This is a genomic window from Candidatus Bathycorpusculum sp. (assembly GCF_009778815.1).
Classification (GTDB): domain Archaea; phylum Thermoproteota; class Bathyarchaeia; order Bathyarchaeales; family Bathycorpusculaceae; genus Bathycorpusculum; species Bathycorpusculum hydrogenotrophicum.
Genome location: NZ_WRFL01000025.1, coordinates 13,821 through 30,852 on the forward strand (window position 1 = coordinate 13,821; position 17,032 = coordinate 30,852).

General features: G+C 39.0%; 12 protein-coding genes. 7 read left to right on the top strand and 5 right to left on the bottom strand.

Annotated elements, in window-relative coordinates; translation table 11 throughout:
- Positions 1-282: 282 nt before the first annotated feature.
- The 3 genes from FWF39_RS06335 to FWF39_RS06345 form a co-directional block, all read right to left on the bottom strand.
- On the bottom strand, positions 283-3,378 hold the full coding sequence (locus FWF39_RS06335; RefSeq protein ID WP_343382602.1) for a tetratricopeptide repeat protein: 3,096 nt from the start codon (positions 3,376-3,378) through the stop codon (positions 283-285).
- Entirely contained in the window at positions 3,375-3,614 is a 240-nt protein-coding gene (locus FWF39_RS06340; RefSeq protein WP_343382603.1) for a hypothetical protein, read from the bottom strand. Before FWF39_RS06340 ends, FWF39_RS06335 begins: the two co-directional genes overlap by 4 nt.
- Before the next feature lie 138 nt (positions 3,615-3,752).
- The gene (locus FWF39_RS06345; protein ID WP_343382604.1) at positions 3,753-6,026 is read right to left on the bottom strand and encodes a RyR domain-containing protein; all 2,274 of its coding nucleotides are present in this window, start codon (positions 6,024-6,026) and stop codon (positions 3,753-3,755) included.
- Between the two features lie 277 nt (positions 6,027-6,303).
- Between FWF39_RS06345 and FWF39_RS06350 the strand changes: the two genes are divergently transcribed.
- Both FWF39_RS06350 and FWF39_RS06355 read left to right on the top strand, forming a co-directional pair.
- Complete coding sequence (locus tag FWF39_RS06350) at positions 6,304-8,841, top strand: type IV secretion system DNA-binding domain-containing protein (RefSeq protein WP_343382605.1); 2,538 nt, start codon at positions 6,304-6,306, stop codon at positions 8,839-8,841.
- Between the two features lie 495 nt (positions 8,842-9,336).
- The gene (locus tag FWF39_RS06355; protein WP_343382606.1) at positions 9,337-9,939 is read left to right on the top strand and encodes a hypothetical protein; all 603 of its coding nucleotides are present in this window, start codon (positions 9,337-9,339) and stop codon (positions 9,937-9,939) included.
- On the opposite strand, the gene FWF39_RS06360 is transcribed toward FWF39_RS06355, so the two are convergent.
- A complete protein-coding gene (locus tag FWF39_RS06360) occupies positions 9,921-10,499 on the bottom strand; it encodes a hypothetical protein (RefSeq protein ID WP_343382607.1) in 579 nt (192 codons plus the stop codon). The genes FWF39_RS06355 and FWF39_RS06360 overlap by 19 nt on opposite strands.
- 442 nt (positions 10,500-10,941) lie before the next feature.
- On the opposite strand from FWF39_RS06360, the gene FWF39_RS06365 reads away from it, so the two are divergent.
- The 4 genes from FWF39_RS06365 (at position 10,942) to FWF39_RS06380 (ending at position 15,470) form a co-directional block, all read left to right on the top strand.
- The gene (locus FWF39_RS06365) at positions 10,942-11,595 is read left to right on the top strand and encodes a hypothetical protein (RefSeq protein ID WP_343382608.1); all 654 of its coding nucleotides are present in this window, start codon (positions 10,942-10,944) and stop codon (positions 11,593-11,595) included.
- Entirely contained in the window at positions 11,573-13,483 is a 1,911-nt protein-coding gene (locus tag FWF39_RS06370; protein WP_343382609.1) for an ATP-binding protein, read from the top strand. Before FWF39_RS06365 ends, FWF39_RS06370 begins: the two co-directional genes overlap by 23 nt.
- A gap of 91 nt (positions 13,484-13,574) precedes the next feature.
- Positions 13,575-14,354 (top strand): site-specific DNA-methyltransferase, encoded by a 780-nt coding sequence (locus FWF39_RS06375; RefSeq protein ID WP_343382610.1) that lies wholly within the window; start codon positions 13,575-13,577, stop codon positions 14,352-14,354.
- Between the two features lie 78 nt (positions 14,355-14,432).
- The gene (locus FWF39_RS06380; protein ID WP_343382611.1) at positions 14,433-15,470 is read left to right on the top strand and encodes a hypothetical protein; all 1,038 of its coding nucleotides are present in this window, start codon (positions 14,433-14,435) and stop codon (positions 15,468-15,470) included.
- A gap of 47 nt (positions 15,471-15,517) precedes the next feature.
- Here FWF39_RS06380 and FWF39_RS06385 read toward each other — a convergent pair whose 3' ends face one another.
- On the bottom strand, positions 15,518-16,582 hold the full coding sequence (locus FWF39_RS06385; RefSeq protein WP_343382612.1) for a hypothetical protein: 1,065 nt from the start codon (positions 16,580-16,582) through the stop codon (positions 15,518-15,520).
- A 92-nt stretch (positions 16,583-16,674) separates the two neighbouring features.
- Between FWF39_RS06385 and FWF39_RS06390 the strand changes: the two genes are divergently transcribed.
- The coding region (locus FWF39_RS06390) for a hypothetical protein (RefSeq protein ID WP_343382613.1) at positions 16,675-17,032 on the top strand (358 nt) is incomplete at its 3' end.

Consider the following 17,032-nt stretch of genomic DNA (forward strand, 5'->3'; position numbering starts at 1 on the left):
CGTGATTCAATATGCGTGTTCATGCAGGGGGGCCTAATATAAATGGGCGTTTTGCTGAGAGCTGAATACATACTCCGGCAGAAAAAGAGTGTGAGTATCTTCTAAATCAGTATACGGTCAGTAATAATAAGTCCAATGATGAGAAGTTGGAAATAAACTAATTTGAATCATGACATAAATTTTGAACCATTAACGTATTTATTAATCCAAAAAGGTTAGAACAAAATCAATTGTATGTACTGAAAATTTCATGTAAAAATCAAAATAAAGAATATATGGATGTTATAAAAGAGTTTTTGGCAAAATAATGAACTCCGACTCATTATTTGCAGTCAAATAAAATCCATTTGACGCATATGCAGTCATTGGCAGGTTTTTACTAATCATAAAACTCTTGTCTATTTTAGCATATAAGTGATGAACGAGCCCAGTATCACGCGATTTTTCGCTTAATAGTGAACGTGTTTTTTGCATTATTTTCACACTTTCAGCACTATTTTTTTCCTTTATCGCTATAACTAATTTGCAAACAAACGCAAATGCTAAATCAAGCCCGGTATCCCCATCATTTTCAAATACTGCTATTGCTTTATCTATGAATTTTTTTGCTTCTTCGCTCTGATTTGCCCCCAACATGTTTGCATAATTTAGATAAGAATTTGCAGTGTAAACATGGGATTCCCCAGATTTTTCCTCCTTGAGTTTTATTGTTTCCTTTATTTTATCTAGCGCTGGTTTTGTCTGTTGCATCAAAAAGTAGATTGCAGCTTTATTGTTATAAGCTGTTAATGAGTAAACGTGTGGTCTTAATTTCTGATCAACTACACTGTCGTTAATCTGAATTGATTCATCGAGATATTTGATTGCGTTTTCATACATTCTCTTGTGCGCTAGGGCAACAGCATAGTTTAGTACGCTCCAAGCGTACTCCAAGCCAATACTAATATCCTTAGCTTTTTCAGCTATTCTAAATGCTTCATCATACTTTTCTAATGCAAATAAATTGGAAAAACAATAACAATATTCCCACGCAACTTCCTTAGAGTCATTTCCAAACAACTCTCGGCGAATTTCAATTGCCTCTCTGAATAGTCCATCTGCTTTGTTAAAACAACCCATTGTATAGTAACTATTGGCAAGATTACCCAAAGCCCATGAGGACAAATGATTTCTTATATCATGTTTTTTGAATGTAGAAACTACTTCTTGGTATATCTCCCGAGCTTTTTGGGGTTGCCCCGAAGAATTGACCGAAATTGCATACTTAAATTTGTGCTCGGCAAGACCAACCTCATCGTTAGGATAGATGTGAGAATATTCTGAAATTAAGTCTTCATAAGCCTTATTGCTCATTCTATAATTACTTTGACCCAATTTATATAGTATCCTTGCACAAAAACTTTTCAAGGTAATGCGCTCATCTGAGCTTTGAATATTTTTTAACGATTTTTCAATGATTTTTAATCCTGCATCAAAACAGCCGCTTAAAGTTAAGATTTCACAAAAACGAACCAATTTTACAGAATCAGAAAATTCATCGATCTTAAAATTTCGTAACACAGTATTGCCCTTTGACATGAAGGAAGAAAAATACCTCAAAACAAGGTTGTAATCTGTTTCATATAAATAATTAAACGTATTTGGATTGCTGATATTCTTGATTAGCTTATCGAAATAACCTAATTTATGCTCTTGGTAAATGCCTTCTTCAATTTTTCGCTCCGAATCCAATAAAATAAAATGCTTATACAATATTAATCTGGTTTGTTTAATTTCTTGCTCACTGTTTATTTTTCCAATAATAGTTTTCGCAAAATCGTAATTTATAATTTGTATTTTTCCATTAAACTCAAGTATATAAGTTTGCAAAAATGAATAAAAAGATGCCCACATAATTGGCGGCAACTGTGTAATATCCATTATCTCTTTTTCGCTAAGTCCCTTATTTGAACAGACGAGCAATAAAGGAATGAGTTCTACATACTTGCCAGGTATTTTCCTTTCCATACAATATTCTTTAAATTTTTCTACAATAAAGGTGTATAACAGATCAAATTCATCAATTACACAAATTTTATCAAAAAAATCATCAAAATTCTCAAACGAACCGAATTTGCGTATTTCATTTATGACAATTTTTAAGAATAGCGGGTTTTTGCATCCTTTGTTATTGGCTAACATACGGGCTTTGTTTAAAGGAAAACTTTTGGAAAACTGGACAAAAAATTGATCTACTATACGAATAATTTGCTTTTTTGTCAGACCAGGCATTTTTATATCAGAAAAAGCACTTAAATTGGATTCTTCATTGCTTGTTATAATGATGCGGACATTTTTTCTAAGCAAGTGACTAAATTCAGTTGCGGGGTTGGGCGAACCTTGCAAAAGGTTGATGTTATCAATTATAATAACAAGATTTTTTTCTAAATGACTTAGTTGTTCCTTCACAAATATTTCATCAACATCATTACGAATTTCACTTGAAACTATCTCATTTAAGTATAGTCTTAAGCGACGATAAATATCACTCATTTTATAGCTATTACTATCTGCTGATACAAAATGAAAGAAAACTTCGCTGTTATTAGATAACTGCTTTGTTGCATACGCTAATGTCGCTGTTTTGCCTGTTCCATTAAGTCCATATAAAACTACATTATCATTCGAATCTATAATACGATCAATCAGTTCGTTATTTGCCAAATGCGATTCACTGTGATGTTTCAGCAGATTTAAGTGTGAAAAATAACTTTTGTCTTTATATGGCACTTCAGGAATAGTGGGAAATTTTCCATCTATATATGCGATTAAATCATTATAAATATATTCTTCAAGCATATATAGGCTATCGTAATATTTATTCCCGTATTTCTGTTTAATAACATCTTTTAATAATGTCAATTTGTCAATTTTTTCTTTTTCTATCTCGCTGATCTTACTATCTGTCCTAAAATAGAAACTAGCTGACGCTCCACTTGGAGCATTTAATGCACCCATACGTATTTCCATTTCAGTTATGCTTATACCCGGAGGATATGAACCTATTTCTTTTTTAATTTCTTCATCTACTTTGTCAACATCAGATAACTCGGGAACATATCCATATCGCTCTCCCAATATACCAATAAAAAATGGGCGACATTTTAGCACTTCACCTAAGCATATGTTAATTACTTTACCATTTTCGACATCGTTTTGACTGATTCCCCATCTTAAATCCACCTCAACAATGTCAACCATGCGCTCGCTACAATATTCTCGTAACCTTGGAAAAACATTGTTGACAATAACATTTCTTTCCTCTGCCATATCCGTAAAGGTAGAAGAAATAAAAACGCGAATTTTTCTATTCGTTGTTTCGTTATAGGCCTTAATCATATAGTAACCTCCATTTTACGATAGTGCTCGGATGTCAGACTGCGCAAAAAGGCTAAAAAAGACATTGACAAACACCGCATGTTGCGTATGTTTATTTCTATACCGCCATATGTTGTGATCTGGATGAATTCTATCAGGGTTCCTATATGGTCTGATATGGAGTTTTGATTCATAATGACCTCAGCTTGGTGTAGCTTACCGATGATTTGTGCAGAGACATTGTTTTTCCTTGGCATATATCCTCCCTAAATTTGTTTGTGCACAGTTTATTACATTATTCTTGATATAGACCCTAACATTACAACTGAATTATTTTCTGAGAGCAATCATACTTAAACTCGTTAATTAGTGAGATACTAAAAATAATTGTGTTTTCAGAGGTTATCACCACTATTTTTAGTCTGAACCAATTGGCTTTCTAATGTATTAATAATATTACGTTGCTTAGATAGGGGACTTTTATTATTCAGTTTTTTTACAAGTTGAATAGTGTAATATGTTCCACCCAAATTGCTGGATACTTGGTTATCCCATGCACAAACAAGTACATCACAATTAAACGCGATATACCTACTAATATCCTCATAGATGTTTTCGAACTTTGGCACATGCAGTTCAATATATCCTTTATACTTACTGATTTTATTGAACAAGTTTTTGTCTTCTATGCGTACATAATATGTTTTGGCATCAAATTCCATTGGAAGAGTAGCTTTAATTGCCCAACCAAACTCTATGGCGACTTTTGTTGCCATCAAATCGAACCCATCGGCAAGCGAGTTAAGCAGGACAACATTTTCACCGTATGACCTGTTTATTTTCTCAAATGCACCTTTCAGCTCTTTTTCAAGTTTTATAACATTAAATTGTGTGATTCTTTTATGCCTATGACCCGTAATTCCCACATAATAAGGCGACTTAGTCTTTTTGGTAATATTACCGCCGTAAACATAAAAACTTGTTTTACCTTTACGTTTAGCTGTTAAATTCTTAATTATGTCTATTGCAATATCTTCATCTTTATCTTTGTAATGGTCATCTAACTCATCGTAGGGCTTTAGACAATTGTGCTTACGCTCAGACCTTTTTGTTGTCTTAATTTTGTTATCTTTTGCATTATATCCTTCGTATGTCCAACCCATTGATATTTTTTCTGCGCACCACCTATCATGTTCACGTCTTGCCAATCCTTCAATTTCGCTATTGGTTAATTGGTTAATTTTTGTAAACCCTAAGGTGCGTTCATCATAAAAATAACCAATTTCAGCGAGCTGATTAGCATAAAATTTTGCCGCAGCAATATTGGACATTTTATCTTCAAGGCTTATTTCGTTCCAAGCCAATAAAAGATCATTATACTCGGGGTTCCCATTTTTAACATATTTTCTATGAATTTCCTGTGCGATTTCTAGTATATACCTGAAAAATGAGGCAGATGTATGCAACTTGGGGTTTTCAATATTGTTAATAGCCACATCAAAGCTTACGGGCATATACGTTGATAAATCAACAACACTCTGAATCTTGGTTTCTACTTCGTTTATTGTTCTACTAATAAAAGAAGTATCCGATTCACCCTCACTATCTTTGAAAATCAATGCCTCATCTCCAAACGAATATGTAATAGTAAGCCTGCCATTTTCAACATCAAAATATGCCGTTCGTGGCAATGGCTCATCTTTGCTGTAATGCCCATAACCTATTCGGTCAAAAACTTGCAAGGTATCACAGAGATTAAGCATAAAAACCAGCGGATGCTTTTCTATGGTAAGTTTAATGTTTTCTGATATTTCTTTTTCACTCGAATTTTTGGTAGCTAAGTTGTAACGCCAAAAACTAGAGTGTAGCAATATGGTCATTGAGATGTCAACGTAGATCAGCAGATCAGCAGTACCCTTTTCAAGCAGTTTTTTAAGCATTATTATTGCACTAAAATACGCGTGATCGGTAAACTCATTGGCTTTTGGGATATGCTCATCAAGACATTTTTTAACCTCTTGTTCATCAAAACCAAAGCAGGTGTTTATCGATGTTGCTAACAATTCATGACAATCCTTATTCGCAAAACGGCCTAGTTTCTTGAGAGCAGTAGTTGAAGACCACGGTTCACTATTTTTGATAAAATTGGAAATATCATATTTTAGTTGTGGTATAAACTTCCCAAACAAAGTTTCCGTATAATCCTTTATACCTTTGAAAGCTATTTCAAATGGATAACCCACATCATGAAAAAGTGATGCAACACCCCAACGATACAAAAATTCCTCGTGAGGTTCATATGTCTTTTCTTTATAAAAATTGTTAAAAGTATTTTGAAACTTTGGGTTTATTTGATATAATGTAAGTCCAAGTGCAAAAACATAAACGGCGTGAGAATAATGGTCTCGGTGTTTTGCTACAACTGCTCCTGCGTTTGTTTCATGATCTGCCAAGATGTCTAAAAGGGTTAATGTTGCACCTTCATAACCTTCGCCAAAAATTTTGTATATCTCACTGAAACAATAGTATACATCAAATGCATCATCTTTTGTGCCACTTTTCAAAAAACGAGCAGTTGCTACTTTTAAACACTGCATATTTATTTGTTGCTTGTTACCAAGTCCCGACAGACTATCATAAAAGTCATTACAATACTCCCATAATTTCATAACGCATCCGTTTACATTTTATCATGGCACATATTTAGCTCTTTGCCATCAGAGGCAAGTTTGCCATTCATTTGTACTGGGCGTGATTGCAATTGGTACTCGTGATGGCGTTTCTTTCTAGTAAAGTTTATCCATAGTGTCTTGGATATTGTGCACTAAAACTATTTCGTCGTGTTTTAGAGGATTTTTGTGTTGTTCAATTAAAGTACACTAATCCAAAGTGATTTTTCGATTTTTAAAAAGAGCAAACATACCTCTACAGAGAAGGTTCAAAAACTTGAGTAACCCAAATTCAAACCCAAAAACAAGTAAACCGCGACTTCATGTATTAGGTGTTGATGCAGAAACAGATCCTGTCATCGGCAAAAAACTAAAACGAGGCATCTACGCCTCAGATCGTATTCATAGCCTTATTATGGGATTTCCAGGGTCAGGCAAAACACGCTTCTTGCTCTCTATGATAAAACAACACATCGACAACAACGAAGGTTTCATGGTTATAGACTCTCACAGCGACCTCACCCAACTTGTTTTAACCCATATTCCACCTGAAAAATGGGATCAAGTCATATACATTAATCCTTGGTCGGCTTTTGAGGACAAATACGGTAATCGTGTTTTGCAAATTAATTTCTTAGAACACCACGACCCATACGAACGAGATGTTGTCGCTAGAATGTTCATGGATACCCTTGAGAAGCTTTACGAGCGTTGGTGGGGGCCTCGTCTTGACATGATCTTACTAAACGCACTATACCTACTCATGGAGAAAGAACATGCTAAACTACCTGATCTCTACATGATCCTCTCAGATCAAGACTTTCGAGATATGCTTACCACAAAATGCCGCGACCGTAATGTCAAGGTGTTTTGGGAGAAACAATATGATAAGATGCCTAAAGATGCCTCTGTTGCTGTTCTAACTAAGTTGTATCGTCTTGTTCAGGAGCGGATTATTGTGCCTATGTTTATGGCTGAGAAAAGTGGCATTGATTTTCGAAGGGTTATGGATGAGCGTAAGATTGTTATTGTGGATTTGCCTGAAGGTAAAGTCACCACGGATATCGCCAACTTTCTTGGTAGCTTAATCCTCTCGGCTGTGTATAATGCGGGTATGTCAAGGGAGGACACGCCTGAGGTGGAGCGTCAGCCTTTTTTTGTGTATGTAGATGAAGCCTACCGTTATACAACGAAGAGTATTCCTGAGGTGTTGCAGTCGCTTCGAAAGTTTAAGGTCTTTATGACTTTGGCAAGCCAATATCTCACTCAATATCGCAGAGACATCCAAGACGCTATTGTGCAGACATGCGAAACCATAGTATCGTTTAGAGTTGGGGAGGATACTGCTAGAGTACTTGAAAAGTTTTACCCCAAAACCTACGGCTACCAAACTTTGATGAATTTACCCCGTTACCTGTTTTTTGTCTCCACACCCTTCAAAGGCAACCGCGAATACCAAGTCCTAGAAACCCTCGACTACAAAACCGGCCCAACCAACACAGAGGACGTGATCCGTTATAGTCTTAAAAAATACGGTCAACAAGTTGATGTAGATGAACTGATGGGACAAGTTAAAAACCAATCAGTACAAAGCGCCTTTCTAGATTGGGCAGTCACACCCGCAGAATGGGCAATCCTTCTCACCATCCGACTAAATGGTGGTTCAATCGATGAGGAAACCTTGCAGAAACATCTTTTGTATGACCCAACCAAGCCTAAGCCGTACGTGCTCAGCGATATGGGGTTTGCAAATGCACTCAAAAACCTCGCAGTAGACAACAACAAACGTGATGCTTGGCTTTCTTCTAAGACTGAGACTGTGCGTCAATTGCGTGAGGAGGCTTTTGCGTATGGCAGAAAAGAGTTGAAAGCTAAGGAGGTGCGTACACGGTTTTGGTGTTTGGATTTAACGGATAGGCGGGCTAAGCGGCTTTTGGATACTGTGTTTAGGGGTGAGAAGGCTGGGGGTGTTGATCATATTTTGGCTATTATGGCTCAGCGGAAAATTTATTGGCAAAATGGCTGGATCGTGCGCATAGATGATGGTGAGACTGATGCGAGCCTTGCTGACCTCTACGTTACACCCACTCTGCCTGCGTCAAGGGTTGATGGTGCTAAGGGCTACATTGACCACACCAATTGGGACTACCCACGTAGTTTTGCAGTAGAAGTAGAATGTTACCCCTCAAAGCATTGGGATCGCCTCGAAAACAACTATAAACGCAACAAAAAAATGGGCTTCCCAACAGTCTTCCTTGTCCCAACAAAAACCGATGCAGAAACGCTAACAGAAAAACTCTGCGAATGGAAAGCCACCCTTGTAGCAAACTCTGCAAGATTCGAACCCAACCACCCCGAACAAGCCACCATCGAAATCATTAACATACTCAACAACCCAACCAATGAAACCACAAATTCTAACCAATTACCTCCTTATGGAATTGAACAGCAACAAATTGAACAAACCCCTTCTGAGTTGTCATGCCAAGAACCCTCTACACAACTTGACTTGGAGACAAAGGCCGCTTCTTTTGAAATTAAACCTGTTGCTCAGCCGGTAGACAAAGAGCAGACAGTAGCGGTGGAGGTTGATTTGTTGCGCAGGAAGTGTTTGGTGCTGGAACTTGCCCTTCAGGGGTGGAGCTTTAGACTCAAGGAGGTCAATGGTAAGGGGTATCTATGTGCAAGGAAGGGTCACAATGACGAACGTAGCCTTGGTGTATTTAGAGCAGAAATAAAACAACTCATTGAAGAAAACAGGATAACAGTCAAGGGATTTAACACCAACTCCACTGCCGAAGAAGAAAAGAAATAACTTTAAACTAACCCAAAGAGCCCGTTCCTTTTTACTTGAAAAGTTTGCTCTAAATTGGGGCTCTGCTTTTTTGGTGCTGTTTTACGTATTTTGTTGATTTTTATAGTTCTGTGTATTAGATGGGTGTTTCTGTTATGAAACTTTTGTCCGTTTGGACTGCTGGCCGGCTTTAAGGCACTCATATGCGGGAAAAACCCAAAAAACCCCTTAGTGTACACTCCAATTCTTATAAAAAACATCAAAAACACAAAGCGGGAAAACCTCAAAAACAACATATTTAACCAAAAACACGCGGGAAAAACCAACCAAACAACAAACAAACAAATATTTGCGCCCTATATGACTAAAAACACTTAAAAATTAGCATTAACAAAATGCGGAAAAAATAGCGTTTGCGGGGAAAAAACAGAAAATGCGGGAAAAAGTTTGATAACTAAGGGTTAACTATGTAGAAAAGCAGTGTATATGAGAAATTAGCGGATGGTAGATAGGAAATTGAGTGTTAAGGGTGAAAGTGTTGAGGAATTGATTGGCGGTATACAGTTTGATAGATGGATCTTTGGTTATCCCACACGCTTCACCCTCGTAAGTCATGGTCACACAGATCACGACCCTTTAGCTTGCTCCTTTAATTTTCCACAGCCTCTAATCTACTGCCCAAAAACCTATACCCCAAAACGAAATGCAAACGTCCTAAGACTCCAAGACGGAGAAAAAGAAAAAATAGATGACATTATTGTTTCAGCTTTGGAATCCCAAACACTCACAAGACTAACTGGACTAAACATATCTCGTTTGCATGCTTGTTGGTGGATACTCTCTACAAAGAAGTTGTTGGTTTTGTTTATTGGAGAACTTGACGTATCAGATATTTCGGTGCTTTCTAAACTCTTAGAGTTTATACCGCATTTGGATGCTGTTCTGTTGCCAAGTTATGGCGGTGTCAACCCTCCTGCTCATGGTTCAAGTTTTCGAGACGAACTAAAAGATAAAATTGCAACATTAGCTGTGAGCGCAAAAAATAAGGGTTGTCTTGTTTATGCTCTGCCTCATCCTGTTGTGCCTGATTGGGCTGAGCTTTATGCTAATAGAGTTTGAAGATCCAGTTTAGGACAAAGCTTGCCCACATAGATTTGACCCTGCGGACTAATAACACACTGCAATTTGGCATCTTGCCACTCAACCACTAACTCTACCTGTCCCTCAAGGGAGTCTTCCCACTCAAAGAGCTTTCGAACAAAACCCGCCATATTACTCTCTTTTATTTCAGAGAACTCTTCAAGAGATTTATTTTCCGCTTTGTCGTTTACTTGCATAATGCTTGGTTTGCCAAGTGTACTTATTAGTACTCTTAGGGTGTCTGAGAGAATAGTTTCTGTTTCTGTTTGGCCTATGATTGTGGCGTTGTACTGTAGGCCTTTTTTTCTTGTGAGGAGGTTTGTGTGTAGGGTTTTTAGGAATTCTTCGATGGTTGTTATGTGTTCTTGTTTGCCGTCGTGGAAGGTGATGGCGGTTATTTGTTTTTTGTGTGCGAGCCAGAGCAGCATGGCTTCTTTTAGGGCTTGGCTTTGTGCGCCTTTGAGTTTTCCCCATGTTCTTTGAATGTTTTCTTGGAAAAGCTCCATCATGTCTTCTTCAACCATCAAAGTAGTTTTCATATTAAGTACCCAACTACGAGTTAGGTACCCAACTATATCAATATTTCCCTCGCGCTTTTTCCCACAGCGCAGTCAACAACACTGCTAACAGTTGCACACATCATCGTGTTCCAGTGTTCTTTTTTTCAAGCTTGTAAGCGGACTTACTTGCCCGCTCTATATAATAATCTTTTATTATTTTTTTTAACTGTCAATGTTTTTGTAAGCAGACTTACTCTGCACTCAGATACGCTTTTGGTGGTGGTTTTGCTGTTTTGGATTAGACTTCGCCTAATTGTTGGTGTTGATTGTAAGCATAGTTTGTTGTTTGCTGGTTTTGTCGGTTTTTAAATTTCTGTGTATAGGGGTTGTGATGTTAGTATGTCTGGTATTATTGTTGGTAGTTTCGGTGAGAGGTCTTGTTGTTTTAGTTTGTTAGGTGTGTTTGGGAGGGTTTTGTTGTTTGTCTGAGTTGGTAACAACGCTTTGGTTTGAAAATGTCGGGTTTCTTAATGAGCAGATGCTTGATACGCCTGTGGGTCGGTTTTCTATTCGTCAGATGGGCATCTTTTTGATTTTTGGTCTTTTAGCTTGGGTGGCTTCTCTTGCCTTTGGAGATCTGGTTCTTAAAATTGTGGTTGCGGGTGGCATATTTTTTACTGGAGCAGCTCTCTTCACTCGAAAAATAAGAACTGTTTCCCCTGAAGCTCACCTGCTCTATTTCATCAAAAGATTTCTACAGGCAACAACAAAACAAAAACGCGTCCTTCCAACTAAGAGTAAACAGTCTGGGGAGCAGGCCTCAAAGTCTATGTTGCTCTCAGCCACCTTGGGTGCTCCCGTAAAGGTGGTGGGTGTTCTCAAAGATTTCTCAGGAAAAATTCTATCAGGCAAAAATTTCAAAGTAAACGTAAACAACACTACCCACTCAAACGGCACAACCGACCAAGAAGGATACTTCTGCACCTACTTAACACCCGACCACCCCGGACTTTTCCAAATAGACATCCAACCCGAAGACTCCCAAGAAACCATCCAACAAATAACCATACAAGTCAACCCCCAAAAAACAAAAGAAGAAGAGGTAAACCCGAATGCACAAAAAACTCTTGCTTAAGGCTAAACTTAACCAACAATCCCAACAACCCGTTTGCACCTACGAAGTGTTCCCCGTAAACTATGTCATGCTACCAAAACAAAAACGCCAAGAAACCCTTGGCCGCTTCCAACGCCTCCTAAACAGCTTACCCTGCCAAGCCAAACTAACCGCTCAAAAAACCCAAAAAACCCTCGAAATCACCGAAAACCAATTCACAACCACCTACTACCGTTTCTACATCCAAACCCAAGAACCCATAGACTGGCTAATAGAACAATGTGGGTTTAAACAACAACCCCTAACCGAACTCCCCAAAACCAAAACCGCCAAAACGTTTCCCAAACACCTCCAACTTGAAAACAACAAACTCCAGCGAACCTTTACCGTCTATCAACTCCCAGGTAAACTCTTGCCCGGATTTGTAAGTGAACTCTATGGTTTATGTGAAAAAGTGCTAATCGGTGTTAAGCCTCTGTCGCCTGAGGTGGCTAGTGCGCAGATGGGTAAATATCTCCGTTTGCTCAAAAGCATCTTGTTAGCGGATCAATCCAAAGGTCGTCTGCCTAGAGAGGAGGTTAAACTCAAACATGACATGGCCCAAGCCACCTACCAAGGCCTAATAACAGGTGGTACAAGGCTTTTTGAGTTAAAAGTTAACCTCACCCTTGAAGCTGATAATCTTGAAGAGCTTAAGGTAAAAACCAAGAAACTCCGAGATACACTGCAATCCAGATTTATACGCCTTGATTGTCCCACATATTTCCAACAAGAACTCGCCAACGGCACCATAGGCAAAAAACTGGTTGTTGACACCACTACTGCCAGCACGTTTTTCCCCTTTGTCTCGGCTGATTTGATAGAGTCGCCCGGTGGGGTCTTTTTGGGCATCAACCAATTAACTGGTGCGCCTATTGTGTTTGATCCGCATTTGCGGATGAATCAAAATGTCATAGTTATGGGCAAAAGCGGCAGCGGAAAAAGTTTCACCTCCAAAATCTTTCTCACTCGTCTGCTGCAGAAGCATCCTGACATAGCCTATTACATTGTTGATCCTGAGAATGAGTACGGAAATGTTGGTCGTCTTTCGGGTGCGGATGTGTTAGATGTTACCACGGAGAAGAATTTGGGTTTAGATCCCGTGAGGATTTTTAGTGATAATAAAGATACTGCCGCAGGTATTCTTGCAGATTTGGCTGGGGTTGAGGGTAATCGAAACTACCAAGAACTACGCAGCATCGTAGGTGCAAGCCAAGACCTCCTCGAAGTCTATCAAAACAGCCCGCCGAACCTAAAGGATCAACTTGAAACTTTTATCACAGGTCCCGACAGCTTCCTAACCATGGGCCAACCCCAAACATTTTCACACCGCATGGTCTTCAACCTAAGCGCATTGCACCGCCAACTCGCCATGACCCAAAGAAGAAGTCTCACCTTCCAAGCCGCAAACGTACTCGTCTTTAGCAAAATCTGGCAAATGATAGACAACACCAAATTCCTACCCCTACACATCCCAAAAGTAGTACTAATAGATGAACTCTGGCTCTACACCTCCCTGCCAGCCTCTGCAAGCTTTCTCGAAGGAGTATCACGCCGAGGCAGAAAACGAAACGTCCTCCTCCTTCTCAACTCCCAACGCCTAGCCGACATTTTGGAAAACTCTGCAGGTAAAGCCGTCATTGAAAATTGTGCCACAAAAATAATGCTACGACAAGACGAATCCGCCATAAAACAGGCAGGACAAACAATTGGCTTATCAATTGCAGAAATGGAAACCTTACTTGAGCTAAATCAAGGCCAAGGCCTAATCACCGCAGGCGACATACACTTGCCCATTGACTTTATAGCCACCCAACAAGAGTACGACATATTTACAACTAAACCAACCGAGAGGAGCCCACCAACTTGAAACAGCCCTCTGAGCAGACACATTTTTGGAGTAAAAAAGCTACGCCTTTCCTCTCAACTGTTGTCCTATTGTGTCAAAAGGAGGTTTTTGTGTGACTTCAACTTGTAGGGTTATTTCGGGTGATGCTCTTGAGGTGTTGCGCAGTTTTGATGATAACACCTTTGGTGCTGTAATTACTGATCCACCCTACGCCAGTGGCGGTTTACATACTGTAGATAGGCAAGCGCCTACATCGGTGAAATATACTTCAAAGAAAGCCAAAAACCCTCTGCCAAATTTTGAAGGGGATAACAAAGATCAACTAAGCTGGATGTTATGGAGTGCTGCTTGGCTACGGGAGGCTAAACGTGTGTGCAAGAAAGGTGCTCCCATATGTGTGTTTATTGATTTTTGGCAGTTGGATGCTTTGAAGTGGGCGTTGCAGTGGGCTGATTGGCTTGTGAAGGGTGTGGTGGTTTGGGATAAAACAGAGATGGTGCGTCCGCAACTGGGGCGGTTTCGCAGCCAATGCGAATTCATCTTGTGGGGCAGCAAAGGCGCTATGAGTTTTAAGCGCAAAGTTCCCGTACTCAAAGGCTGCTACCGCTACCCAACCCTAAACAAAGACAAGTTACATCAGACGCAGAAACCTCTGGAGTTAATGCGCGATATTGTAAAAATTTGTGAACCCGGAGAAACAATCTTAGACCCATTCTGCGGTTCAGGAACAACCTTAGTAGCCGCCAAACAAGAAGGGTATAGCTCAGTTGGAATTGAGGTAACCAAAGAATACGCCGCTGTTGCTCAAAAGCAGGTAGATTCCATAAACAGTCAAACCCTACTACCCTCAACAGAGTGGAGGTTACCGTGTGACTGGTCTTCGAATATGTGATCTTTTCTGTGGCATTGGTGGTTTTCGGCTTGGGTTTGAAAAAGCCTCAAATCAAGTGGTGCAGGGGCGCTAATTTTTTTGGTTGACGCAGGTCAATCGGATAACAAAGTTTGTAGCTCTTGTAGCTCAAGTTTAAACAGTTACAAGCCCTCCAGTTCCAAACCCAAAGGTTACTCAGTTGAAGCAAGAGTCTACCACATAATAGATGCATCCGAAATTGAGCTTCGACCCATGGAAATTGCCAAAAAACTCTACGCACCCCATAAACCTACCCCCGGACAATGCTCCACAATACGTGTTATCTGCTTACGTCTGCTTCAAAGAGGTTTAGTGGTTCAACCTTATGTTGGAGCGTATTGTAATAAAATCACGTACGGTGTGCGGTTTGTACCGTTAATGTTGCACAATGTTAGGCTTCATAGTAATTTGGCTGTCAATGTAAAGTCGGATGTTGTTGTTGAGGTGGTGGGCGGGGTGACAGTTAGGGCGGTGTTTGGTAGTGAGCGTAAAAAGGTGTCGGGGGTAATTAGTTGTGATGCGGGGATGAGCCGCGATGCTTGTTTGTTTGCGGTTAATCGATGGTTTGAACTTGTGGAGGGTAAACTTGGCTTTTGTCTAAATGACCTAGTTCTCACTACGTGGGAGCTTAACAAGGATCATGCGGGGATTCGTATTGATGGGATTCAGTGTATTACTAAGCGTGATCTTTACGGTATGATTGAGCGCACCTATCAAAAGGAGGAGAGTTTGGTTCGCAAAGAATGGAAAGTTTCCACACCTATGTCTCTTAACAAGTTTGAAGAAGCAGTCTCTAAGGGATTAGCAGGGATAGAGAAAGCGCAGGATATCAAAGATTTACGCGATGAGGTTCGCGGGATGTGGGAAGCTCTAAAATTCAACAACAGCCGCATGTTGGAGTTGGGGCGGTTTGTTGAGGCTGTTTCTAAGAGTCAGTTAAGTTTGGTTGATCGTGTTGTGGATTTGGAGAAGGGGCTAGTTGTGTTAAGTAATTCTGTTAGTAAGTTGGTTGAGGTTTTAGCTGGAAACCAAACTAATGATAAATCGTCCGTTTCAAAACATGATGGTGATGCTGACAGTTTTGAGTATGTACGATAAACGAATATGTTTTTAGTACGGTTATTTTCTGTCAAGTTTGACCGTTACTATTTTACTGTGATGTTGCCTGCAATCGATTTTAGGCGATCCATAGCTACAGTGTCAACTTTTGGTTTTTTCTGTATGTATGACTCGATTTTTTCTTCACCAATTAAATCCTGAAGTAAATTTGCCTCTTTTAATTGCTCAACCTGATTTCTATTTTTAAGATCATCAGACCGGCAGGCATCTTGCGGCAGCATTTTGTAAGCATAATGCTCAGACGAAAATTCTTTTAACCTCACCGGAAGTTTCACCGCGACCCCCTCTTTTTTAGGAAGCATTTTTACTTTAAACGTTCCACCCATCACATCAACATATGCAAAAAGACTTAGAAAATCATCTGCTCGTGCCTCATTTTGTTCAAACCGTGGATACCCCAAATTACATGCATAAATAAACGTCTCATTAAGCGGCATTCCAGCATTAATGGATGAAAGTATTGATCTAACTTCTGTCTCGTGCAAAATGAAGTCACTTGTGTTTGCATCTATAGCAAACCCGTTTATACCCTGCTCATGATAAAGATTTACTATTGGACGACTATATTTTGGAGCTATAAGAGGAACCGTGCCAATAATTGCTTTTGAATTACCAACGACCTGTATCTCATCTATTATGAACTTCATCATATCTTGGTAAGCCGAAACTTTTTTCTCAGAAAATTTATTACCCTCTTTCAATAAGGCTGATTTAACAGTTGGTAAAATAACTGTGTTATCACTTGAAGCATACAAATGATGAGCCAAAGTAGTCAATCTATTTTTGTCAGGAACTTTATCTAACATCAAATTAAATATAACTAGGTTTAACCCATTTTTCTGATAACTATTTTTAATTTTTTTAACAATTCTTGAGGACGATCCCTCTTCTAAAGAGTTCAAGTCTTTATCAGTTATTCTCTTAACAATTTCTTTAACTCTTGTGTTATTCTCAAGGTACTCATCAAGTTTGACTGGCTTTATACCTCTTGATGGACTAGTAAAAGAGACCCCATTTGTAAGCGTGATTTCCTTTTTAATCATGCCTAACGTTTCGTCTCGGTCAATCTCTTTTACTTTTAGCATCTTCATAGTACATATAGACACGGAAAGGTATATTTTAAACTAACCCATACACCACTAACCAAAACCAGATTTGGGTTACAATGGAAGTTTAAGGTATTATGACCCTTGTTGAAGATTATGGGTTAAATTCCCAATCTAGGAAGTTATTGCTCCTTGTTTTATCGATAGATGATTGCAATAATAAGAAAGCAATGGATATCTTGCATATCCAGAAAGTAATTAGGTTATTTGAACATCTTCGTCAAAAAAAATCAATTGATTTTTCGAATTTTAAATTAGGCGGAGTTTCATACGAGTTAGATGAAAATTTAGAATCTCTTGTAGAATATGACCTCATAGAGCAAACAGGTAGTTATTTTGCTCTTACTGCTGAAGGTGAGGAAGGTGCCAATTTATTAAAACACCAATTTGAGGCTACTGAATTTAGAGAACTTGTGTATGCTAAACAGCTTCTTG